We start from the raw sequence: 22,482 nt of genomic DNA, 5'->3' as shown, positions 1-22,482 counted from the left end.
TGGCGAGCGCGGACGATGCGGCGGCAACCTTCCGGTCGCCGCCGCTGTCCGCGGCGATCGGACTACGGAGTGGCGCAGGCGCCGCTCGCGCACGCCGTGAGCCACTGGTCGAAGTCGCCGTCGTAGCGGGTGCCGATGCCGGTGGCGTAGACGTCGTATCCGCCCTGGTAGTCACCCACCCGGAAGCGGGCGAGCATGCTCTGGATGTCCGCCGGGTGCTTCTCGAACATATAGCGGGCCGCCAGATAGCCCCATGGATAGGTGCGGGTCACATCGCTGTTGGCGTAGGTGTTCTGGAACAGCGTGCTCAGCCGGTAGGTGTGCTTGCCCGCCTCGGTGACCGCCTGGTCGTCGGTGATTCCGCGGTAGCCGTAGGAGGCGTACTCGGCCAGGCCCTCGATCCACCAGACGTCCGGGACCGACGTCTGCCGGTCGAAGTCGCCCATCATGTCGTCACGGGCGTCGAGGAAGTGCGTGTACTCGTGGTTGAGGTTCCATATCCGGGCCGGGAAGCCGTTGTCGTAGTCCTTCTGGTACATGATCGAAAGCGGCTGGTTGGCCGGGTCGGACGGGTCTCCTTCCAGGGTGATGCCGCCGTTGTCCGTGCTGACGCCGTAGATCGCCCCGGCATAGGTCTGGTAGTCGGCCCGGCCGGCGAAGACGACGAGGTGGATGGTCGACACATACTGGCCGGGTATGGGTCCGTCGTCCTTGACCAGGCCGTGGAAGTAGGCGTCCTGGCCCAGCACGCTGGCGCAGGCGGCGTCGAGGTCGGCCGCGGTGAGCGACTGCGCGCGGATGGTGTGCGCGGAGTCGCAGGTGTGGGTGATCGGCAGGGCGGCCCTGGTCAGCAGGCCGGGCAGGTCGCACACGCCGTAGTACGAGCAGTTGGCGCGGTCGTAGGCGTCCGCCTGCGTCGCCACCGCGACCCACAGCCCGGCCGTCGGGCCGGTGATCGCCGAGGTGTCCAGCAGGTCCTTGGCCAGGGGCCGGACCATCGCCTGCAGCGCCGGGTGCTCGACATAGCGGGCGAGGTTCATCCCGGCGTTGGAGTCCAGGTAGGCGCGGTCGGTGCCGAGCAGGTCGAGGTGGTCGTGCGCGAAGGTGTCGAGGGTCTCGACGACGCTCGGGTCCGCGGCGACCGCGTCGACGTACTCCGGGTTCCAATTGCCGCGCCAGAGAGGGGTGTAGACGTCGTTGACGGCCGCGACCATGGCGGCGATGTCGTCGTAGGAGCTGTCGTAGTCCTGGAGCATCCGCTGGTAGACGCTCAGATAGCGGGCCTGCTGGTCGGCGCTGTCGGTGAGGATGACGACCTCGCCCAGCACATCGCCGTTGGCCGCGGTGACGTCCCGCGAGTGCCGGCGGGCGAAGAAGGCGTCCAGCCCGCTCGTGGTGGCCGAGGTCAGGCGCGGGCCGTAGGGGCCGACGTCGGTCGGGTGGTTGAACTGCACGTAGTAGCCGGCGCGCAGGAACAGGACGAGTTGCCACACGCGGTCCGTGTTGTCACCACGGTAGGTGCGTGCGGCGCGGGTGAAGGCGTTCGCGACGGTGACCATCTGGGGCTGGCGGAAGACATCGTGCGCGGCCGAACCGGTCACCGCGAACAGGGTGTTGACGCAGTCCGTGGTCGAGGTCTTGACCAGCGCGACAAGTGCGGCACCGGTTCTGCCGCCGAAGTCGGCGGGTGTGCACGAAGCCGCCTTCTCGGTGGTTCGCGGACGGTCGGGCGCCGGCCGCAGAGGTGGCAACTGGGCGGGGCTGAGCCGCCGTTCCCGTACGGCGGGACGGTCGGCGGTGCGGACGGTCGAGCCGGTCGGCGGCGGGGGCGCCGTCGGCCTGTGCGGGGCGGTGACTGCGGTGCCGTCGGCCGGGGCGGGGGGCGCCGCGAGAGCCGGCGTCGACAACAGGCCGGCCAGGGTGACGAAGACGGCGAGAACGCCGGCCTTGCGTCCGGGCAGCGCGGAGCGATAGCGCATCTGGGCTCCTCCACGGATGGATGCGCCTCTATGGGGGTTGGTGAGGCGTGTCCAGCACTGTGCCAAGGCCCGCGCGCGCCAACAATGGCATGTGACATAGCACATGGCGTCCGACGGCCCATAACATCCGTCGCCGATGGTCCCGGCTACTTGCCGGCGCCGCTCCAGGTGCGCGCGGCCCAGGACCTCAAGTGCGGTGACTGCGCGACGAGTTCACGATGCGCGGCGACGGCCGACTGGAACAGCGTCTCCGCCAGCTCCTGGGCCACCGCGCCCGGCCGCCAGGCCAGTACGTAGCGGCACCACAACGGCGTACCGACCAGCGGTTTGACCACGACCTGCGGGATCGGCCGCATGGTCGGCTGCACGAGGGACACACCGAGTCCGTCGGCGATCATCCGCTGCAACTGCAGCTGGTCACCGAGGAATTCATGCACGGTCACCGGGGTGAAACCGGCCGCCTCGCAGGCCGTGTGGAAGACTCCCGGCCACCCGGCGCCGTCGTCCGGAGTCACGAACCACGCGTCCTCGGCCAGGTCGGCCAGCGCCACCTGGGCGCGGTGCCGCAGCCGGTGGCGGGACGGAAGGGCCACGAAGGTCGGCTCGGTGACGATCCCGCGGTGCGTCACCGCGGCCGAATGCCTCAGCTCCATGCCGGGGTAGTCGGCGGCGATGGCCGCGTCCACCGCGCCCTCCTCCAGCAGCTCGACGATCCGCGAGGACGCGTACACGCTGTTCACCGAAAGGTCGACGTCCGGCAGCCGGGCCCGGAACCGGGACACCGCACCGGACAGGACCGGCGAATTGGTCGCCGCCACCCGCAGGGTCCTGCGTGCCTTCGGGGCACCGGGGGCCGGACGGTGGCCGATCGCCTCGACACGGGCCAGGACGTCGCGGGCCTGGGTGAGCACCTCCGCGCCGTACGGTGTGGGCCGTACCCCGGTCGCCCCGCGCTCGAACAGGGGCTCGCCGAAGTGACCCTCGATCCGGCGGAGCTGGGTGCTGATGGCCGGCTGTGAGTACCCCAGGTCCGCGGCGGCCCGGCCCACGCTCCCCGCGTCGGCGATCGCGCACAACACGCGCAGATGCCGAAGCTCCAGCTCCATCCGTCCACTCCTCGTCCATCGGTCCGCCGGCCGAGTCCCTCGGCTCCGCCGCCGGTCAGGAAGCGTTTCATCCCGCCGTGGGGCACACAAGGCGGGGACGTGCACCGTGTCCGGCGCGCCTTGCTCCTCGTTGGACGGGCCGTAGCACCCCAGCACCACGGGCGCGTGCCAGGCGCGCCCGGTGAGGAGAGACAGAACGTGACGAAGCACACGATGCACGTACCGGCGGCCCTGCTGCTGGCCGGCGCCGCTCTGGCCACCGCCGCGACGCCGGTCCTGGCGGCCGGCTCGGGGGCGGGGGCGCCCGATCAGCCCGTCGCCAAGCTGATCGGCCAGGTGAGCGGGCCGTTGGTCGAGTGCGCCGTCGACCGTGGGCTCCAGCACTGCCGGCCGATGAGCCTCAATCCCTGACCGGGACACTCACGGGGGGCACCGGGGCACTCACAGCGGTCCGGCGATTCACTCCGATGACCCGTTTGAATGATGAAAGCAGGGTGGCGCTAGCATATGAGCGCCACCTAGCTCGAAAGAGATTCCTGTGACTGTCAACGACGACTCGTTCACCGACTGGAAGAACCGCGAAGAGATCGCGGAGTCCATGATCCCGATCATCGGAAAGCTCCACCGGGAGCGGGACGTGACGGTCCTGCTCCACAGCCGCTCCTTGGTGAACAAGTCGGTGGTCAGCATCCTCAAGACGCACCGGTTCGCGCGGCAGATCGACGGCGAGGAGCTCACGGTCACGGAGACGCTGCCGTTCCTGCGGGCTCTCACCACGCTCGACCTCGGCCCGTCCCAGATCGACATCGGCATGCTGGCCGCGACGTACAAGGCCGACGACCGCGGCCTCACGGTGGAGGCGTTCACCGCCGAGGCCGTCGCGGGTGCCACGGGCGCCAACAAGATCGAGGGCGGCGAGGGCCGTGACGTCGTCCTCTACGGCTTCGGCCGCATCGGCCGCCTGGTCGCCCGGCTGCTGATCGAGAAGTCCGGCTCCGGCAACGGCCTGCGGCTGCGCGCCATCGTGGTGCGCGGAGGCGGGGGCCGGGCCGACGAGGATCTCGTGAAGCGTGCCTCGCTGCTGCGCCGCGACTCCATCCACGGCCAGTTCCAGGGCACGATCACCGTCGACGAGGCGAACAGCACGATCGTCGCCAACGGCAACGCGATCAAGGTGATCTACGCCGACGACCCGACCGAGGTCGACTACACGGCGTACGGCATCAGGAACGCCATCCTCATCGACAACACGGGCAAGTGGCGCGACCGCGAGGGCCTGTCGCAGCACCTGCGCCCCGGTGTCGACAAGGTCGTCCTGACGGCGCCCGGCAAGGGCGACGTCCCGAACATCGTCCACGGCGTCAACCACGACATGATCAAGCCGGACGAGCAGATCCTGTCGTGCGCGTCCTGCACCACCAACGCGATCGTGCCGCCGCTGAAGGCGATGGACGACCGGTTCGGCGTGCTGCGCGGCCATGTGGAGACCGTCCACTCGTTCACCAACGACCAGAACCTGCTGGACAATTACCACAAGGCCGACCGCCGCGGCCGCTCCGCGCCGCTCAACATGGTCATCACCGAGACCGGTGCCGCCTCCGCCGTGGCGAAGGCCCTGCCCGACCTCAAGGCGAAGATCACCGGCAGCTCGATCCGGGTGCCCGTGCCGGACGTCTCGATCGCGATCCTCAACCTGCAGCTCGCGGGCGAGACCACCCGTGAGGAGGTCCTCGACCACCTCCGCGACGTGTCGCTGACCTCGCCGCTCAAGCGCCAGATCGACTTCACCACGGCCCCCGACGCGGTCTCCAGCGACTTCATCGGCTCGCGCCACGCCTCGATCATCGACGCCGGCGCCACGAAGGTGGAGGGCGACAACGCGATCCTCTACCTCTGGTACGACAACGAGTTCGGCTACTCCTGTCAGGTCGTCCGCGTCGTCCAGCACGTCTCCGGGGTGGAGTACCCGACCTACCCGGCCCCGGCGGTCTGATCCGGTCCCTCGCTGCCACCGTGCCCCGGCCGAGACCACGGCCGGGGCACCGCCTTCATCCGTTGTCGTCGGTCCACGTCGTCGACTTCCAGACCGATCACCACGCCCGGCCCACGTGGTCCCGCCTTCGACCGACCGAACGGAAGCCGCCTGCCCCACGCATCCTCCACCCCGCCGCGGAATCGATGCGGACAGCGTCGGGGCACCGGCCGAACCCCCAGGAAACGCCGCCCCCGGCGCCGTGACCACGGCGTCGGGGGCTCCCTCACCTGGTGTGTGGCAGTTGCTAGGCGGTTCGTGACGGCTGTTCGGTCGGGGACACGCACAGCGCCCAGATGACGAAGCCCGAGAAGGCGATCATCACGATCGACCAGATCGGGTAGTACGGCAGGGAGAGGAAGTTGGCGATGATGATGAGCCCGGCGATGGTCACGCCCGCGACCCGCGCCCACATCGACCTCTGGAACAGGCCGAGACCGACGATCACGGCGACCGCGCCCAGGATCAGGTGGACCCAGCCCCAGCCGGAGAGGTCGAACTTGAAGGCGTAGTTGGGTGTCGTGACGAACACGTCGTCCTGGGCGATCGCCATGATGCCCCGAAAGATGTCCAGGATCCCGGCGATCATCAGCATGACGGCCGCGAACGCCGTCAGGCCGCCGGCCCATTGCTGCTTGGTCGTCTGCACTTGCGTCGTGCTGCGTGGAGCGGTCATGCCCGTGCCTCGTTTCCCTATCGTCGGATGTGCTCAGCGACCGGAGGTGGACTGGACGGTTCCGCTCGGGCCGCCCACCGGTCCAAAGTCGCTCAGGACCAGTGCCTTCGCCCTGCCGTACTCCTCGTCCGTGATGTCACCGCGGGCGCGCATCTCGGACAGCCTGGCCAGCTCGTCCACGCTGCTGGGCCGTCCCCCGCCGCCCTTGGCCGTCTCGCGGACGTACGAGTCGAAGGCCTGCTGCTGTGCGTGTGCCCGCTCCAGCTCCCGGCGCCCCATGCTCCTGCCGCGGGCGATCACGTAGACGAACACGCCCAGGAAGGGCACCAGGACCACGAACACCAGCCAGCCGGCCTTGCCCCAGCCGCTCATGGAGTCGTCATTGAAGATGTCCACGACGATCCGGAACAGCAGGATGAACCACAGGATCCACAGGAAGAACCACAGCATGGTCCAGAAGGCGCTCAGCAGCGGATAGTCGTACGCCAGGTACATCTGCGCGCTCATTTGGTCTCCTCTGTTCCGGGCGCTCGCCCGGCAGCCGGTTTGTGCCGAATTCAGCGTGCCCACGGCAAGGACGGGTCGGCCTCACCCGGGGAGGGTGATCGTGCGCGCCCCGCTCGGGGCACCGGCGCGGTGTGCGGTCCCCGCTGCTGTGGAGGCCGCCCCGTCGGGAGTGTGCTCCGGTCCGGGACCCGGCTCCGGGCCGCGTGACTCGGTCATGGCTCCTCCTCACGCGATCGGACGGGTCGCCCCCGGACCGCCGACGGGGCGGTGTGCGAGGGCCTCGCCCGGCCAGAGTCCCCCCTGCCGTCGCCCACCGGGTCACCCTCGGCGGGTGAACCCGCCGCACCGCGGTGACGATGAGGGGTAGGCGGACGACTCCGCCGGGTTCCGGCCGATCGGAAACGAGGAGATGTCCGGCGCGATGGAGCGTGGAGACACGAGATGAGCGGTCCGCTGGCCGTCCCGGGGCGGCCGTCGATTCTGGCAGTGACGCGTATGGTCCTCATCACGGCCGGACTCGTCACCGCCTACTATGTGGTTCCCCTAAGCGAGCACAGCACGGCCGCCGCCTCGGCACTGCTGCTGGGCGGTGTGCTGGGGGTGTTCCTGGTCTTCGCGTGGGAGGTCTGGGCCATCCTGCGCTCGCCCCACCCGCGGCTGAAGGCCGTCGAGGCACTGGTCATCACGCTGGCGCTCTTCGTGGTGCTCTTCGCCAGCACCTACTACGTGCTGGACGACACCCGCCCGGGGTCCTTCAGCGAGGCGCTGACGAAGACGGACGCCCTGTACTTCGCGCTCAGCACGTTCGCCACCGTCGGCTATGGCGACATCACCGCCATCTCCCAGCTGGGACGTGTGGTGACAATGCTCCAGATGACCTGCGGTCTTCTACTCGCCGGCGTCGCCGTGCGGATCCTTACGAGTGCGATGGAACTGGGGCTGCGCCGGCGGGCGAAGGAGCCGCCGCCCGAGCCGGGCGCGGGGAGAAGCGCCGGACAGGACAGGCCGTGACGGTCACGGCCACGCCGGCCGTTCCGGCAGCCGCCGCATCTCCAGCACGCGCAGCCCCAGCGACTGGCAGCGCTTCAGCAGCCGGTAGAAGTGGGCCTCGTCGACGACCGGGCCGATCAGGACCGTCTGACCGGCCAGCGCCGCGTGGTCGAGCTCGGGGAAGGCCTTGGCCAGCGTCTCGGACAGATGTCCTTCGATGCGGATCTCATAGCGCATGGGCGGCTCTCCCGCGGGCTGTCCGGGGCAGGCGGACCGTTCCCCCCTGTCTGTGATCGTCCGCCTCGGGGTGTCCTCCGGCCTCACCCGGTTCGGGTGACCTGACACTGCCAGGGCTTTGCGGCTTCGGTCACTCGGTCCTTCGGGCGTTCAGGCTTTCAGTGCCAGCTTGAACGCGATGATCAGCAACCCGAGGACCAGGTTGACCGCGGCCGTCGTGGCCGACTGCCGCCAGGAGGCGCCCGCACGCCGGGCCGCCGCCACCGACCAGCCCACCTGCCCGGCCACGGCCACCGCGAGCGCCAGCCAGAGCGTGCCCGGCAGGTCGAAGCCCAGCAGCGGGCTCATGGCCACGGCCGCGGCGGGCGGGACGGCGGCCTTGACGATGGGCCATTCGTTGCGGCACACGTGCAGGACGGTCCGGCGGTCCAGGGCCATCTGTGCCAGACGCTCCCCGAACAGCTCGGCATGCACATGCGCGATCCAGAACACCACGCCCGTGAGCAGCAGCAACAGCACGAGCTCCACGCGCGGGAACGCGCCCAGGAGGCCGGCGCCGGCCACCACGGAGGCGGCGAGCATGGAGCCGTAGACGCCTCCCGTGTAGTCGGCGTGGGCCCGGCGTGCCGGGGAGTTGACGCGTTCGGACGAGGCCATGGTGGTCTCCGCGGGTTCTCAGCGGCCCCGGGCTGCCGGTGGAGTCACAGCAGCCCCAGTTCGCGGGCCCGGCGTACGGCGTCGCTGCGCCGGTTCACCGCGAGCTTCCGGTAGACGCTCTTGAGGTGGGTCTTGACGGTGTTCACCGAGACGAACAGGTCGGCGGCGATCTCCTCCGTGGACATCATCTGGGCCAGCCGGTGCAGCACGTCGCGCTCGCGTCCGCTCAGCTCCTCCACGATGAACGGCGCGGGCTCCACCGTGATCCGCTGCGGCCCGCCGTGCCGTGGACCGTCGGAGGTGAGCCAGCCCTCGGTCAGTCCCTGGAGCGGGGCCGTGCACAGGAGCCGCCGGACGCGTGGTCCGGCTTCGAGGAACGGCCGCCGCAGCCGCTCCCGCCGGGCCTCCCGGAGTGCCTGGGCGACGAGTCTGCGGGCGGTGTCGCTGTCCCCCTCCTCGTCGGCGGCCTGGGCGCGTACCAGTGCGGCCGGGACGGTGACCGCGGGACCGGCCCGGCCCTTGGTGCACAGACGGTCGAGCAGATCGATCGCCTCCCTGCGGTGTCCCGCGGCGAGATGGACGCGCGCCACCTGAACGGCGCACGCCGGCTGCTCGTCGTAGGGCACCTGCTCCAGCACCTCCGCGGCGCTGTCGGGCCGTCCTTCGGCGAGGTGGGCGGCGGACGTGATGAGCGCCGCGTGGCCCCTTGCCCAGGGCGAGGGAACGTCGGCGGGAACGGCGGGGTCGGCCGCCGCCACCGCGGCCTGGGCGTCTCCCCGGGCCAGCAGCAGACGCGCCGCCGCGATGGACCGGCCCGCCGCGGTCACCGGGTCCTGGATGTCGGGGCTGGCATCGGCCGCCTCGTCGAGGAACGCCTGGGCCCGGACGAGTTCGTCACGGTCGACGGCCACGGCGGCCAGGACCAGCCGCCCGATACCGCAGCCGGACGGCTGGGGCAGGCCGACCCGCTCCGTCTCCGCCATCGCCGCCAGGGCCTTGCGCTCGGCCCGGCCGGGCCAGCCGTTGAGGTAGTCGATCAGTGCCAGATGGCCCAGGGACTCCTCCCGGGGCAGCGCCGTCGAGGCTCCGCCGGGCCCGCCGACCACCGAGGACAGGGCGGCGCACGCGTCGTCGAAGCGCCCGGCCCACAGGCGCGCCGAACCCAGGTGCGTCAGCAGCAGGGCGGTGAGCTCGGGGTGCTTCTCCAGCAGGTGGGCGGGTATCTCGTGGCGCAGTTCCGCGGCCGTCTCCACGGCCTTCTCGGCCTTGCCGGGAGAACCCGTGAGCCGGGCCGCCAGGGCCTCCAGCAGCGCACAGCTCAGCCACGCCGTCAGATCGGACCCGCCCGCGGCGAGCCGCTCCTCGGCCTGGCGCAGATGGGTCAGGCCCCGGTCGAGGTCGTGCCGGGACAGATCGCGCGCGGCGCGGACCAGCTCCGCCGCGGGGCTGATGGTCTCCGGTCCCATCCGGGAGAACAGTTCGGTCAGGTCGTCGCAGCGCAGGCCGGTGAAGAGCTGCCCGATGGCCAGGTCGTCGACGAGGGCGCCCGCGGTGAACTCCCAGTCGCCCGCGGCCGCGCCATGGGCGAGGGTCTCCGGCAGGGAGCCGGAGCCGCGCAGCCACTGTGCCGCCCGCCGGTGGAGTTCCGGTTCCAGGCCGGGCGAACGCGCCCGCAGATGGGCCCTGAGGATCTCCGCGAACAGCGGGTGGAGCCGGTACCAGGTGTGTCCGAGGTGCTCGACGAAGGCGTTCTGGCGGTGCAGCTCGGCCAGGACGGGCGCGGCACCGGCCTGCCCGGTCAGTGCATCGGCGAGGTCGGGACAGAACCGGTCCAGGACGCTGACGCGCAGCAGGAGGTCCTGTGTCCGGTCCGTCTGCTGTCTGAGCACCTCCGCGAGGAGGAAGTCGGCGACCGCGCTGCGGTCGGCCTCGAACTCCTTCAGGTACGTCGCGGGATCGGGGCTCTCCTGGGCGGCCAGGGCGCACAGGCGCAGCCCCGCGGCCCATCCCCGGGTGCGGTCCACGAGGGAGCCTGCGGCCTCCACGGGCAGGGTCAGACCGTGCAGCTCCAGCAGGGTGGCCGCCTCCTCGGGGGTGAAGGCGAGCTCGGCGTTGCGGATCTCGGTCATGGCGTCCGCAGCCCGGTAGCGGTGCAGCGGCAGCAGCGGTTCGGTGCGGGTGACCAGGACCAGCCGCATGCCGCTCCCCGCGTGGTGCAGGACGAATTCCAGCTGGTCCGCGATCTCCGGCGCGCTCACGTGGTCGTACTCGTCGAGCACGACGATCACCGGGCGCTCACGGCCGCTCAGCTCGGCGGCGAGCCGCGCCAGGAGCTTGTGGTCCACCCGGGTCGCGTCCGCCGGGCAGCCGACCTCGCCGGACACCGGCACGCCGACGGCGCGCAGGGCCTGCAGCAGATAGGCCCAGAACATGCCGGGGCCCTGGTCGCCCGCGTCGTTGGTGAGCCAGGCGACCGTCTCGTCGAGGCCCGCGGCCCAGTCGGCGACCAGCAGGGTCTTGCCGGCACCGGCCGCCCCGTTGACGACCGTCAGGGGCGTGTGCAGCGCCTGGTCGAGATGGCCCGCCAGGCGCTCGCGCCGCAGGAAGGTGGCAGGCACCGTCGGGAGGGCGAACCGCGTCTGAAGAAACGGTTCTCCCAGGGGATCGACGTACGCGTCGGTCGCCGATCCCTCCTCGTTCTCATCGACTGCGGCCACTGCGCTCACCACCCCGTCCATCAGGCCATGGGCAGCGCTTTCCCGCTCAATGATCCCATTCATCCCACATATGCGCAGAACTCACATGGCTGCGCCATCCGGTCTCGTCCGGCAGCGCCGTCCGGCCGATCGGGTCCGATCGACCGGTGGGACACCGTGGAGGAACGTGGCCACAGAGGTGCACCAGCACTCAGGCGTCTTTGCGCACGAACACCGCGAACCCTCGCCTTGACTTCGAGAGCACTCCAAGTCCTAACGTCCCGGACGTAACGGCACGACGATCGATTTCGCAAGGAAAGGCTGGGACTCCCATGGAACAGCGCACTCTGCGAGACCTCCGGGTATCCGCCATCGGCCTCGGCTGCATGGGCATGTCCGCGTTCTACGGCTCCACCGATCATGACGAGGGCATCAGGACCATCCGGCGCGCACTCGAACTGGGCGTCGACTTCCTCGACACCGCGCAGCTGTACGGGCCGCTCACCAACGAGAGCCTGGTCGGCGAGGCGATCAAGGGACATCGCGACGAGTACGTCATCGCCACCAAGTTCAACTACCGGATGGACGACGCCGTTCCGGGCGACATGAGCACCGTCGGCCGGCAGGACGGCTCCGCAGAGCATGTACGCAGCTCGGTCCACGGCTCGCTCAAGCGGCTCGGGACCGACTACATCGACCTCTACTACCAGCACCGCGTCGACCCCGAAGTGCCGATCGAGGAGACCGTCGGCGCCCTCGGGGAGCTGGTCGCGGAGGGCAAGATCCGTCACATCGGCCTGAGCGAGGCCGGGCCGGAGACCCTCCGCCGCGCGAACGCCGTCCACCCGATCACGGCGCTGCAGACCGAGTACTCGCTGTGGACGCGGGACCCGGAGGCCGAGGTGCTGCCCACGTGCCGGGAACTCGGGATCGGGTTCGTCCCCTACTCGCCACTGGGCCGCGGCTTCCTCGCGGGCCGGTTCTCCTCCCCCGAGGACCTCGACGAGGGTGACTTCCGCCGCACCGGTCCGCGCTTCACCGGCGACAACCTGGACGCCAACCTCCGGCTCGCCGCGAAGGTGAAGGAGATCGCCGCCGAGAAGGACGTGACCCCGGCACAGCTGGCGATCGCCTGGGTCCTGGCACAGGGCGACCACCTGGTCCCGATCCCGGGCACCAAGCGACGCACCTACCTGGAGCAGAACGCGGCGGCGGTCGATGTCGAACTGACCGAGGAAGACCTGTCCCGCATCGACGCCGAACTCCCCCAGGTGTCGGGCGAGCGCTACAACGAGGCCGGCATGAGGACCCTGAACCTGTAGCGCGGGCCCGGTCAAGAGCTGTCACGCCAAACAGGTCAAGCTGAACATCGAGACGAGGGTCGAGGCCGGCGAGCCCGAACAGACCGCGCCGCGCGAGCTGTTCGTCCGCCGGGTGTACGAGGAGATCCACCGCTCGGGCATCGAGAACCAGGTCACCATCCAGTCCTTCGACTGGGGTGCCCTGAAGGTGATGCTCCGGCTCGCCCCCAGGTGGCCCCTGGTGGCTCTGACCAACTACGACTTCCTGCAGGTCGGTCGGCCCGGTGCCTCGCCGTGGCTCGGCGGGATCGACGCGGACGACCACGACGGTGACTTCGGCAGGGCCGCCGCCACGATCCCGGGTGTCACGACCCTCTCCCCCAACTACGGCTTCCCGCAGAGCGGCAAGGTCGGCGACCCGGGCTTCCGCTTCTACTCGGACGCCGCCATGGTCGCCGAGGCACACGCCCGGGGTCTCAAGGTCGTGCCCTGGACCTGCGACGACCTGGCCACCGTGGAGGCGCTGATGGACTTCGGCGTCGACGGCATCATCACCGACTACCCCAATCGCGTACGGCAGATCATGGCCGACCGTGGCATGCGCCTGCCCCGGCCGTACCACCCGCACCGGGAAGCCTGAGCACGCACGACGGAGCCCGTCCCCGGCACGGGGGGCCGGCTCCCGGGCCTCGCCCGGGTCAACCGGCCTGCTCCAGGTCAGGCGTTGGCCGCCGGCCCGGTCCGCTCGACCAGCCGGGCAAGCTTGTCGAGGGCCATGCGGGTACCGAGCTCATTGTCCGCCCGGGGGATCTCGTCGGGGATCCCGTCGTGCACCATGACGACGTCCGTCCCGCCGCCGTCGGCACGGGTCAGCGAGGTGGTCAGGGTCATCGGGCGGCGCAGGGCGTCGTCGTCCGACTCGAACTCGCTCTCCTCGACGACCAGTCGGTCCGGTACCAGGCGCGCGAAGTGCCCTCGGTACGTGTCCGTGCGTCCGCCGGACTTTCCGGGGGTGCCGGGTTCGTCGTAGACGAGGGAGACACGGAAGGCGCCGCCTTCGCGGGCGTCGAACGCGTGGACGTGGGCGGTCATGCCGTCGGGCACGCGCCAGGCGGCGACCGCGTCCGGGTCGGTAAGGGCCCGGTAGACGACGGCCGGGGGCGCCTGCAGATGCCGGGTGGCTCGCGTGGCGTACATGCCCTCAAGCTACTCCGCCCGGCCTCTCACCGGGCTCACCGAAAGCACTTCGGCATTTCTGGTTTTCCGCATCCCCGCTCGCTTCCCCCTTTCCGCATACAGAGTTGCGGCATGGCAACACGCATCTCCCCCGCCCGCGTCGCCCTCAAGAAAGTCACCCCCGCCGTTTCCGGAGCAATGGGTGCCCTGCACGGCGCTGCCGTGGCCGCCGCTCAGGAGGCCAAGGTGGAACCGGAACTGCTGGAGCTCGTGAAGCGCGGCCTCGGTGTCGTCGGCCATGAACTCCAGCTCGGGCGGGGTGAGTTCGGGGTTGACCAGGACGGCGACAGCGCCGAGGCGGGCGGTGGCGAGGAAGGCCGTCACCCAGGCGATGGAGTCGGGCAGGGCGAGCAGTACCCGGTCGCCGGGTCCGACGCCGTGTCCGGCGAGCACGGTGGCCGCGCGGGCGGCGAGGTCGTGCACCTCGGCGTGGGTCCAGGAGCCCTGGCCCTGGTGGAAGGCGGGCCGCCCGGTCCACCCGCGCCGCTCGGCGAGCTCGGCGAGGTGGGCGGCCAGGTTTTCGGGCGCGCCGGTGTCGGTGGGGCTCAGGGTGGGCTGCGGTGTTGTCATCGGGTCCGCTCCTGTTCGGGGGCCGGGACCGAGCTGTGTTCCCGGTGGGCGCGCATCGGCGCGGCGGCTTTGAGCAGCATCTCGTCGTACTCGGCGGCCGGGTCGGAGTCGAGGACGATCGCGCCGCCTGCCCCGAGGTGCATCCGGCCGCCGCTGAACACGGCGGTGCGGATGACGATGCCGAGGTCGGCGCCGCCGCCGCAGCCGAAGTAGCCGAGGGCGCCGGAGTACACACCGCGGGCCTCGGTCTCCAGCGCGTCGATGATCTCCATGGTGCGGAGCTTGGGTGCGCCGGTCATGGAGCCGCCGGGGAAGCAGGCGCGTACGCAGTCCACGGCGGCGGTGCCCTCGCGCAGCCGTCCCTCGACGGTGGACACCAGCTGGTGCACGGTGGCGTAGGTCTCGGTGGCCATGAGCCGCGGGACCCGTACCGTTCCGGTCTCGCAGACCCGGCCCAGGTCGTTGCGGAGCAGGTCGACGATCATCAGGTTCTCGGCACGGGTCTTGTCGTCCGTGGCCAGCGCGTCCCGCAGGCTGTCGTCCTCCTCCGGGGTGACGCCGCGGGCGGCGGTGCCCTTGATCGGCTTGGCCTGTGCGATGCCGTCCGGGGTGATCCGCAGGAAGCGCTCGGGCGAGGAGCCGGCCACGTCGAGTTCCCCGAAGCGCAGGAAGGCGGCGTACGGCGCCGGGTTGACGCGCCGCAGCACCCGGTAGAAGTCGTACGGGTCGTACGGTGCCGGGAGCCGGGCGGCGTTGGTGAGGCAGAGCTCGTAGCTGGTGCCCGCCCGCAGTTCCCGTTGGCACGCCTCGATGTCCGCGAGGTAGGTGGCCCGGTCGCGCACCAGCCAGGGTTCGGCGGCGCGGGCGTAGGGGACGGCCGGTGCGGTTGCGGCGGCCGGGTCGGAGGCCACGAAGGTGAGCTGGGCGAGGGTCTGGTCGAGCCAGTCCTCGGCCTCGCGCGCGGCCTGTGGGGTGTCCTCGGTCAGACAGACGGCGTAGGTGGTCTCCTCCTCGTGGTCCACGACGACCAGCCGGTCGGCGAACAGCCAGCAGGCGTCGGGGGTTCGGGCCCGGTGGCGGTTGGGGGAGCCGCAGTCGGCCTTCGTCTCGTAGCCGAAGTAGCCGACGTATCCGCCGGTGAAGTCGAAGGGCAGCCCGGTGCCGTCGACCTGCCGGGTCGCCAACTGCCTTTTCAGGTAGTCGAATACGCTCGCCCGGACCTTGCGCGGCGGGCGTCCGGGCCGTTCGACCTCGCAGATGCCGGCGTCGACGTCGTACCGCACGAACTCGCTGAGCGGACCGGAGCCGTCTCCTAAGAACGAGAAGCGGGAGCGGCCCTGTTCGACGAGGGAGCTGTCGAGCCAGAAGGCCCTCGGCGCCTCGGCGTGGAGCCGGGTGAAGGCCGCCTCGGTGTCGACGGCGGTGGCGATGCTGCGGTGGTGCAGCCGGTAGGCGGGGACGACGGACCGGCGGGGGCGGGGGATCGCCGCGGCGGTCGGGGTGATCGTGGTGTTCTTCGTACGGGTCCTGTGGGTGCGTTCCGCCGTGAGGTTGCGGAAGTTCATCAGCAGGCGGTGGCCGTGGTCGGTGAGCACGGACTCGGGGTGGAACTGCACGCCCCACAGGGGCCGGGTGCGGTGCCGCAGGCCCATGAGGACCCCGTCCTCGGCCCAGGCCGTGGCCTGGAGGGTGTCGGGCAGTGGCTCGGCGACGGCCAGCGAGTGGTAGCGCACGGCGGTGAAGTTCTGCGGGAGTCCTTGGAACAGGCCCTGGCCGTCGTGCCGTACCGCGGTGAGGTGCCCGTGCCGGGGCTGTGGCGCGGGCTCCACGCGGGCTCCTTCCCCCGCCGCGATGCCCTGGTGGCCCAGGCAGACGCCGAGCACGGGGATCGGGGCCTGCGCGACGACCTGGGCGGCGATCCCGAAGTCCCGTGGCTCGGCGGGGTGTCCCGGCCCCGGCGACACCACGATGTTGTCGAAACCGCGCAGGTCGGGGAGGTCACCGGCCGGGGTGTCGTTGAGGACGACCACCGGTTCCTCGCCGTTCACGTCGGCGATCAGCTGGAACAGGTTGTACGTGTACGAGTCGTAATTGTCGATGAGCAGGGTCTTCACCCGCTCACCTCCCTTGCGTCGTTCTCGGGCCTGGGCGGTACGGCGTTTGTGCCGGCCGCGCAATGCCTGCAGCGGCGGATACAGCCATTTCTTGAAGAAACGCTGAAGTCGCGGCATCAGAATCCAGGTGACGATCGCCGTCACGCACAGACAGAGCGCCAGCGTGCGGATGAGCGGGGTGAGGCCGCCGAGATAGGGGAGCGCTATCAGATTGAATAAGAGAACCGGCGGGAAAACCGCGCTCATATTCACGAACCACAGTTTCCATTTCGGTGGCGGGCGGGGTGCCTCCGGCGCCGGATTCCGGGCGGTCTGGGAGTCGAACCAGGTCTTGGACCCCTCCGTGACCCGGCGTCCGGTCTCCCGCGCCAGCCCGTCGACCCGTGCCGACCACTGGGCCCACGACGTGGAGTTCTCCCAGGTCCGGGCATCGTTGGAAGTGCGGAAGCGGTAGACCACATGCCACTCCGCGCCTCCGTCGACGAGCACACCCCCTCCGAGGAACCCCGGCTGACCGCCACCCGCGCGCAGCACGGCCCACCCCCAGGCATGGAAGTCGGCCTCACGGCCCGGCATCACGTGATATGCCACGGTGACGGTTACGGGATTCCTGGTCACGCCATGGATTACGCACAACCGTCACAGCACGTTCAACCATTCAACGAGTATTTTCGACTGTCCGGAACGGAACCCTTTGCTGGCTTTTCTGGGGCGTCTGCGGCATTCAAAGTTCGACCACCCGAACAAAAGCGACCGCCCCGGCCCGCCGTCCTTGGGGACGGGGCGGGCGCGGGGCGGGTGGTCGGGGGGCGGACGGTCAGACGAGGTGGGCGAAGACGACGAGGTTCTCGGTGTAGTCCCCGACCGAACGGTCGTAGTCCCCCGCGCAGGTGATGAGGCGCGCCTCGGCGCGGGGCGTGTCGCCGTACACCCGGTGGCTGGGGAACTGGTCCTTCTCGAAGGTCTCGGCGCTGTCGACCACGAAGGTCGCGTTCTTCCCGTCGGCCCGTGCCACCGAGAAGTGGTCCCCGGCCTCGAGCTCGCCGAGGTCGGCGAAGACGGCGGCGGACGTGGTCGTGTCGACGTGCCCGGCGATGATGGCGGTGCCCGCCTCTCCGGGCGAGACTCCCTTGGCGTACCAGCCGACGAGGTTCACATCGCCGCCGGGCGGTGGCAGGAGCTGTCCCGACGGGCCGATGGTGAGGGTGGTGAAGGGTGCGTCCACGTCAATCTTCGGGATGAGCAGGCGCGTCGGCGAGGAGCGGGGCAGGTGTTTGCCGACCGGGTGGGCGGTGGGCGAGGACCCTCCGGCCTGCGAGGCGTCGGTCGGCCTGCCATGGCCGCCGATCGCGCCGGCGGCCAGGAGCAGGATCGCGACACCCCACATCACCATGCGCATGCCGGAGCGGGCGTCCGGTTCGGCCGGCTCCGGCTCGCCGGGGGTCGCGGACGGAGAAGCTGCCATCGGACTCCACCTCACTAGGTCACGGCAGCACGGTGGTCACGGCGAAGGGGAAGCCGGCCGCCGGCACGGTGCGCACACGGCGGCGGCCTCGGCTCGGTCGGACGCGGGTCAGGAGGCCTACTCGGCGACGCGCTTGCGGCGCAGCGCGTACAGGCCGGTGGCACCGACGGCCAGGACCGCCACCCCGCCCGTGGTGACGCCGCCCGGCGCGGCGAGGCCGCCGCCTCCGGTGTGCATGCCGCCACTGGGCTTGTCGGAGTCGTCGCCCCACGAGTCCTTGCCGCCGCGGTCGCTGTCCGACCCCTCGTCGCTGTTGTTGTCGGAGTCCTTGTTCTTGTAGGTCTCGGGGTCGTACTTGCTGTTGTCGCCGTCCGAGCTCCTGTCGTCGGCGCTCAGCATGGTGAGCGCACCGCCACCCGTGTGCATACCGCCGCGTGGCTCGTCGCGGCTGCCGTCGTCCTCGTCCTCCTTGCTGTAAGAATCGCCTTTGCCGTGAGAGTCACCCTTGCTCTGGGAGTCGCCCTTGCCGTGCGAATCGCTGTCCTCCTTGCTGTAGGAGGAGTCGTCATGGCTTTCGTCACCTCCGGAGGCAAGGGCCACTGGAGCGGCGATCGCGAGGGCGGCGGTCGCGGCCGCCGTGGCCATGATCATGCGGGCAGAACGCATGTGGGAGTCCTTCCGCCGTGGCCCGGGCAGCCGACACTCCATCAGCTGGAATCACCCGGCCCCGACATGAACCACCGTCAGTCAGGCCCCCGAAGCACACCATCCGGGCCGCCCAGCCGGGTTACCAACACACCCCGGCCAGCCCCTTCCGCGCCGGGATCCGAGACACGGATGGCGGTATGAGCCAGGACGGCAGAAACCCTCTGGCCGAAGGGCGCGTGGCGACCCGGCTGCCCGCCGCGGACCTGGACCGGGCGCGGCGCTTCTACGCCGAGAAGCTCGGCCTCGAGCCCGTCGACGAACGGCCCGGCGGGCTGCTGTACCGGTGCGGAGGCGTGGACTTCGTGGTGTTCCGGTCGGCAGGCGCTTCGCCCGGCACGTTCACCCAGATGGCGTGGGAGGTCGACGACATCGAGGCCGTCGTGTCGGAACTGAGGCGGCGCGGGGTGGTGTTCGAGGAGGTGGATCTGCCGGGGCTCCGGACGAGGGACGGGATCGCCGAGATCGAGGGGAACTACCCGAGCAAGGGCGCGCGGGGTGAACGCGGCGCCTGGTTCCGGGACAGTGAGGGGAACATGATCGGCATCGGTCAGCCGGTCTGCTGAGCGGCGCACGCCGAACTGCTCCGTTCGGGTCGACGTCCCCGTTTTCCGGGAGCACCATGAAGTCAGGGGTAGTTCGCGCCGCGGGCCGGACGCGGGTCCGCGGTCGGCTCGAGGAGGCAAGCCATGACCGTCGCTCCCACGCGAGGGAGGTCCCGGAAACCGGTCACGCTCCCGCTCGGCGGAGTCGAGTCGGAGAACCATCCGTGGCGCATACGTCTGGTCGAGCATCCCAAGCGCTTCGAGTCCTCCTTCTTCCGCGCGGCCAAGCGGGCCGCGCAGCAGATCCTGCGTGAGGTGAGCGACGACGACCTGCCCTACGGTCCGCGGCCGACCGCCCCGGAGCACTGGGAGATGCACCACGGCGGCAGCCTCTGGGTCAAGGGGAACAGCGGCTGGCGGATGTACCGCGCCCGGGTGGGCATCGAGTGGAGCATGCAGTTCTGCGCGGAACCGGTGAAGGTCGACCGGCTCCGGCGGGAGGCCGCCGAACTCGTCGACGCCTTCCCGCTGACCCTGCCCGCACTGCGGGACCTGGGCTACGAGGAGGCGGAGGAACTGCTGCGCACGCCCGTCAGGGACGCCGACGGCGTCGAGGCGTGGACCGACTCCCTCTTCAACGCGTGCGTGCCGATGAGCCGCGGCAACCACCAGGGGATCCTGCCCAAGGTGCCCGGCGAGCACCACTACCCGTGGCCGGTCAAGGGCGCGGACTTCGTCCGGTACGACGACTTCCAGCTGTGGGTGACCCTCCCCGACGGTACTCATGGCGCCGTCGCTCCGGTGGACCGGCGCGGCTCCGGCGACGGGCATGTGCGGCTGGCCTTCGTGCCCGAGGGCAGCGAGGCGGCCCCGGCGCTGGCGCGGGCGCAGGACCTCGGGCTGATGGCGGTGCTGCCGCCCAACAGCTCGGCCGCCCTCCAGGCGTTCTCGGCGCAGATCACCCCCGGCAGCCGCACCGCGGCCGCCGCACCGGCGGCCGGCCACACGGCACGACACGGCGGCGCGCACCATCCGAGGAACCGGCGCTCCACCTAGGACCTGCCGCCTCGAACCTCCTGGATCCAGCCCCTTCGCTCTCCACACCACGGGCCTCGTCGGCCTCGCCGACGCGGCCCGATGTGTCGGTGTCCGGTGGACTATGGTCGCTTGCGTGAGACTACGCCCCCACCAGCGCGAAGCCGTGGACGCGGTGGTACGCGCACTCCAACCGCCGGCAGGAGCGTCCCTGCCCCCGCGTGGGCTCAGGACCCAGGTGGTCATGGCGACCGGGTCCGGGAAGACCCTCGTGGCGGTCCGTGGTGCCGAGGAGCTCCGGGCGGGCCAGGTGCTGGTGCTGGTGCCGTCGCTCGACCTCCTCGCCCAGACCGAGGAGGCGTGGCGTGCGGGCGGCCGCCGGGGGCCGATGATCGGGGTGTCCTCGCTCCGTGGCGAGCAGGCGGTGTTCCCCAACACCACGGACGCGGAGGAACTGGTCGCCTGGGTGCGCCCCTTCGACAAGGTCACGGTCTTCGCGACGTACGCCTCCCTCGGGCTTGGCACGCTGGAGCGGGCGCACGCCGCCGGTCTGCCGGGCTGGGATCTGATCGTGGTCGACGAGGCGCACCGGACCTCGGGGCGGATCGGCAAGCCGTGGGCGGTCGTGCACGACAACGCGAGGATCCCGTCGCTGCGACGGCTGTACATGACCGCGACGCCCCGGCTGTGGCAGCCGGAGGAGGACCAGCAGGAGCAGGGGGTGCCCGGTGAACTGGTCGCCTCCATGGACGACGACCCGGACGGCCCCTTCGGCGCCCGCTGCCACACACTGACGCTGTCGGCGGCGATCGACCGGGGGATCTGCGCGCCGTACCAGGTCGTGTGCGTCGACGTCACCGACACCCAGCTGCAGGCCGCCCAGCTGCTCGGCATGGAGGGCCGCACCGACGAGATGCGCGGGGCCCGGCTCGCCGCGCTGCAGGCAGCGCTGGTGAAGGCGGCCGGCGAGGAGGGGCTGCGGCGCACTCTCGTGTTCCACCACCTCGTGCGGGAGGCCGAGGCCTTCGCGGCCGGTCTGCCTGCGGTCGCGGCACAGCTGCACACGGCCGAGCCGGGCCGCTACCCGCGCACGGTGTGGGCCGACTGGCTGTGCGGCGACCACGCGCCCCAGCACCGGCGCCGGGTCCTGGACGACTTCGCCCGTCTCGGCGGCCGGGCCGACAGGGCGTTCCTGAGCTCGGTGCGGGTGCTCGGCGAGGGCGTCGACACCAAGCACTGCGACTCGGTGTACTTCGCCGACGTCCGCGGCTCCATGCCCGACCTCGTGCAGGCCGTGGGGCGCGCGCTGCGCATCCGGCCCGGTGAGGGCAAGACGGCGTCACTGGTGGTGCCGGTGCTGCTCGGGCCGGGCGAGACCCCCGACAACATGCTCACCAGCCGGGCCTATGCGGGCCTTGCCCGGCTCCTGGAGGCGCTGCGCGCCCATGACGCTCGGATCGTGGAGCGTCTGGCGGAGCCGCAGGTGCCCAGCCACTCCCCCAAGGGCCGCAACGTGGGCGGCGCGGGCGAGGAGCACGGCGACGCGGAACTCCCGGGCGTGAGCGCCCCCGCCAGGGCCCTGCTGAAGTTCTCCACTCCGCGTGATCCGGCCCGGCTGGCCGCCTTCATCGAACTGCGGGTGATCAACCCGGAGCACGCGCACTGGCGGCGCGGCGTGGAGGCGGCCGGTCTCTACGCGCGCGTGCACGGCGATCTCCGGGTGCCGTTCACGTTCCGGGTGCCCGGGGGCGAGGAGGCGGAGAAAGAGAGGTGGCCGGTCTCGCTCGCCGGGTTCCCGCTCGGGCAGTGGATCGCCGACGCCCGCCGCTTCCGTGCCCGCGGCACCCTCGACGACGACCGCGCCCGTCTGCTCGAGCGGCTCGGCATGGTCTGGTCCCACTTCGACCTCGCCTGGGAGGAGGGGCTCACCGCCGCCCGCGCGTGGGCGGCCGAGCACGGGCACCTGCTGGCGCCCCATGACGCCACGCACCAGGGGTTCAGGGTCGGTATCTGGCTGAAGAACCAGCGCGCCGCCGCCCGGAGGGCGGCCGAGGACGCGGAGCGGCCGGAGGAGGACGCGACGGTGACGCCGGCGGCGGGTGCGCTGTCCGAGGAGCGCCGCGAGCAGCTCGACGAGATCGACCCCGCCTGGTGCCCCGCCTGGCCGGTGGAGTGGCAACGCCGCTTCCATCTCACCCGGCTCCACCTGGAGGAGGGCGGACAGCTGCCCACCGCCGCGGGTGAGGCCGTACGGCAGGGAGAGGACCTCGGCCGGTGGGTGGGCGCACAGCGCCTCGGCTGGGACGGGCTGACCGTCGGTCAGCAGTGGCTGTGCGAACACGTGCTGGGCATCGAGCCCGCCGCCGCGGAGGAACGGCCGAAGCCACGTGTGCCGCACGCCGCCACATGGGCGGTCAATCTGGCCGCCGCCACGCAGTTCTTCGAGCGCGAGGGCCACCTCGGCGTCCCGCGCAAGCACGTGGAGACCGTCACCGTCGGCTCCGGCGAGGACCGCCAGGTCAAGCTCGGCGCCTGGATCAGCAACCAGCGCAGCCGCGCCGCCACGCTCACCCCCGAACGGGTACGGCAGCTGACCGACCTCGGCATGCGCTGGGCCTAGACCGGTACCGG

The 22,482-nt window shown here is 71.1% G+C and carries 19 protein-coding genes and 3 pseudogenes; 8 read left to right on the top strand and 14 right to left on the bottom strand.

The window, feature by feature from the left end; translation table 11 throughout:
* Positions 1–62 precede the first annotated feature (62 nt).
* Positions 63–1,979, bottom strand: coding sequence for a collagenase (locus tag N8I87_RS36925; protein ID WP_263215201.1), 1,917 nt, complete (start codon positions 1,977–1,979; stop codon positions 63–65).
* A gap of 146 nt (positions 1,980–2,125) precedes the next feature.
* Positions 2,126–3,085: a LysR family transcriptional regulator gene (locus N8I87_RS36920; protein ID WP_263215200.1), complete on the bottom strand. Its 960-nt coding sequence runs from the start codon at positions 3,083–3,085 to the stop codon at positions 2,126–2,128.
* A 198-nt stretch (positions 3,086–3,283) separates the two neighbouring features.
* On the opposite strand from N8I87_RS36920, the gene N8I87_RS36915 reads away from it, so the two are divergent.
* The gene (locus tag N8I87_RS36915) at positions 3,284–3,496 is read left to right on the top strand and encodes a hypothetical protein (protein ID WP_263215199.1); all 213 of its coding nucleotides are present in this window, start codon (positions 3,284–3,286) and stop codon (positions 3,494–3,496) included.
* Positions 3,497–3,623: 127 nt separating this feature from the next.
* On the top strand, positions 3,624–5,078 hold the full coding sequence (locus N8I87_RS36910; protein ID WP_263215198.1) for a glyceraldehyde-3-phosphate dehydrogenase: 1,455 nt from the start codon (positions 3,624–3,626) through the stop codon (positions 5,076–5,078).
* Between the two features lie 286 nt (positions 5,079–5,364).
* Here the strand turns inward: N8I87_RS36910 and N8I87_RS36905 are convergent, their stop codons facing one another.
* From N8I87_RS36905 to N8I87_RS36895, 3 genes are all read right to left on the bottom strand, one after another.
* Entirely contained in the window at positions 5,365–5,793 is a 429-nt protein-coding gene (locus N8I87_RS36905) for a DUF7144 family membrane protein (RefSeq protein ID WP_263215197.1), read from the bottom strand.
* Between the two features lie 33 nt (positions 5,794–5,826).
* The gene (locus N8I87_RS36900; RefSeq protein WP_263215196.1) at positions 5,827–6,300 is read right to left on the bottom strand and encodes an SHOCT domain-containing protein; all 474 of its coding nucleotides are present in this window, start codon (positions 6,298–6,300) and stop codon (positions 5,827–5,829) included.
* An 81-nt stretch (positions 6,301–6,381) separates the two neighbouring features.
* Positions 6,382–6,516, bottom strand: a complete 135-nt coding sequence (locus N8I87_RS36895; protein ID WP_263215195.1) for a hypothetical protein — start codon at positions 6,514–6,516, stop codon at positions 6,382–6,384.
* A gap of 225 nt (positions 6,517–6,741) precedes the next feature.
* On the opposite strand from N8I87_RS36895, the gene N8I87_RS36890 reads away from it, so the two are divergent.
* Complete coding sequence (locus N8I87_RS36890) at positions 6,742–7,311, top strand: potassium channel family protein (protein WP_263215194.1); 570 nt, start codon at positions 6,742–6,744, stop codon at positions 7,309–7,311.
* A gap of 3 nt (positions 7,312–7,314) precedes the next feature.
* On the opposite strand, the gene N8I87_RS36885 is transcribed toward N8I87_RS36890, so the two are convergent.
* The 3 genes from N8I87_RS36885 to N8I87_RS36875 all read right to left on the bottom strand — a co-directional run bounded on the left by N8I87_RS36885 (position 7,315) and on the right by N8I87_RS36875 (position 10,922).
* Entirely contained in the window at positions 7,315–7,527 is a 213-nt protein-coding gene (locus tag N8I87_RS36885; RefSeq protein WP_263215193.1) for a DUF8691 family protein, read from the bottom strand.
* A 150-nt stretch (positions 7,528–7,677) separates the two neighbouring features.
* On the bottom strand, positions 7,678–8,184 hold the full coding sequence (locus N8I87_RS36880) for a hypothetical protein (RefSeq protein ID WP_263215192.1): 507 nt from the start codon (positions 8,182–8,184) through the stop codon (positions 7,678–7,680).
* Positions 8,185–8,228: 44 nt separating this feature from the next.
* Positions 8,229–10,922 (bottom strand): winged helix-turn-helix domain-containing protein, encoded by a 2,694-nt coding sequence (locus N8I87_RS36875; protein WP_263216852.1) that lies wholly within the window; start codon positions 10,920–10,922, stop codon positions 8,229–8,231.
* A 290-nt stretch (positions 10,923–11,212) separates the two neighbouring features.
* Here N8I87_RS36875 and N8I87_RS36870 point away from each other — a divergent pair, with 290 nt between their 5' ends.
* Entirely contained in the window at positions 11,213–12,202 is a 990-nt protein-coding gene (locus N8I87_RS36870) for an aldo/keto reductase (protein ID WP_263215191.1), read from the top strand.
* A gap of 10 nt (positions 12,203–12,212) precedes the next feature.
* Positions 12,213–12,821, top strand: a pseudogene (locus tag N8I87_RS36865) (glycerophosphodiester phosphodiesterase family protein); the annotation flags it as partial.
* 77 nt (positions 12,822–12,898) lie between these two features.
* Here the strand turns inward: N8I87_RS36865 and N8I87_RS36860 are convergent.
* From N8I87_RS36860 to N8I87_RS36830, 6 genes and pseudogenes are all read right to left on the bottom strand, one after another.
* Positions 12,899–13,378 carry an SRPBCC domain-containing protein gene (locus tag N8I87_RS36860; RefSeq protein WP_263215190.1) on the bottom strand — a complete coding sequence of 160 codons (480 nt, stop codon included), beginning with the start codon at positions 13,376–13,378 and terminating at the stop codon, positions 12,899–12,901.
* 252 nt (positions 13,379–13,630) lie between these two features.
* A pseudogene (locus N8I87_RS36850) lies at positions 13,631–13,987 on the bottom strand (AMP-binding protein); the annotation flags it as partial.
* On the bottom strand, positions 13,984–16,101 hold the full coding sequence (gene pabB / locus N8I87_RS36845; RefSeq protein WP_263216849.1) for an aminodeoxychorismate synthase component I: 2,118 nt from the start codon (positions 16,099–16,101) through the stop codon (positions 13,984–13,986). The pseudogene N8I87_RS36850 and the gene pabB, both read right to left, overlap by 4 nt.
* Positions 16,102–16,134: 33 nt before the next feature.
* Positions 16,135–16,677 (bottom strand): annotated as a pseudogene (locus N8I87_RS36840) (hypothetical protein); the annotation flags it as partial.
* 241 nt (positions 16,678–16,918) lie between these two features.
* Positions 16,919–17,566, bottom strand: a complete 648-nt coding sequence (locus N8I87_RS36835) for a class F sortase (protein ID WP_263215189.1) — start codon at positions 17,564–17,566, stop codon at positions 16,919–16,921.
* Between the two features lie 117 nt (positions 17,567–17,683).
* Positions 17,684–18,232, bottom strand: a complete 549-nt coding sequence (locus N8I87_RS36830; protein WP_263215188.1) for a hypothetical protein — start codon at positions 18,230–18,232, stop codon at positions 17,684–17,686.
* A gap of 179 nt (positions 18,233–18,411) precedes the next feature.
* On the opposite strand from N8I87_RS36830, the gene N8I87_RS36825 reads away from it, so the two are divergent.
* The 3 genes from N8I87_RS36825 to N8I87_RS36815 all read left to right on the top strand — a co-directional run bounded on the left by N8I87_RS36825 (position 18,412) and on the right by N8I87_RS36815 (position 22,471).
* Positions 18,412–18,837, top strand: coding sequence for a VOC family protein (locus N8I87_RS36825; protein WP_263215187.1), 426 nt, complete (start codon positions 18,412–18,414; stop codon positions 18,835–18,837).
* A gap of 123 nt (positions 18,838–18,960) precedes the next feature.
* On the top strand, positions 18,961–19,872 hold the full coding sequence (locus tag N8I87_RS36820; protein ID WP_263215186.1) for a DUF6424 family protein: 912 nt from the start codon (positions 18,961–18,963) through the stop codon (positions 19,870–19,872).
* Positions 19,873–19,975: 103 nt separating this feature from the next.
* Entirely contained in the window at positions 19,976–22,471 is a 2,496-nt protein-coding gene (locus N8I87_RS36815) for a DEAD/DEAH box helicase (protein WP_263215185.1), read from the top strand.
* Positions 22,472–22,482 lie beyond the last annotated feature (11 nt).

Origin of the sequence: Streptomyces sp. HUAS 15-9 (assembly GCF_025642155.1) — a bacterium.
GTDB lineage: Bacteria > Actinomycetota > Actinomycetes > Streptomycetales > Streptomycetaceae > Streptomyces.
Note: the sequence above shows the minus strand (reverse complement) of the source record. Positions and strands in the feature narration are given on the sequence as shown.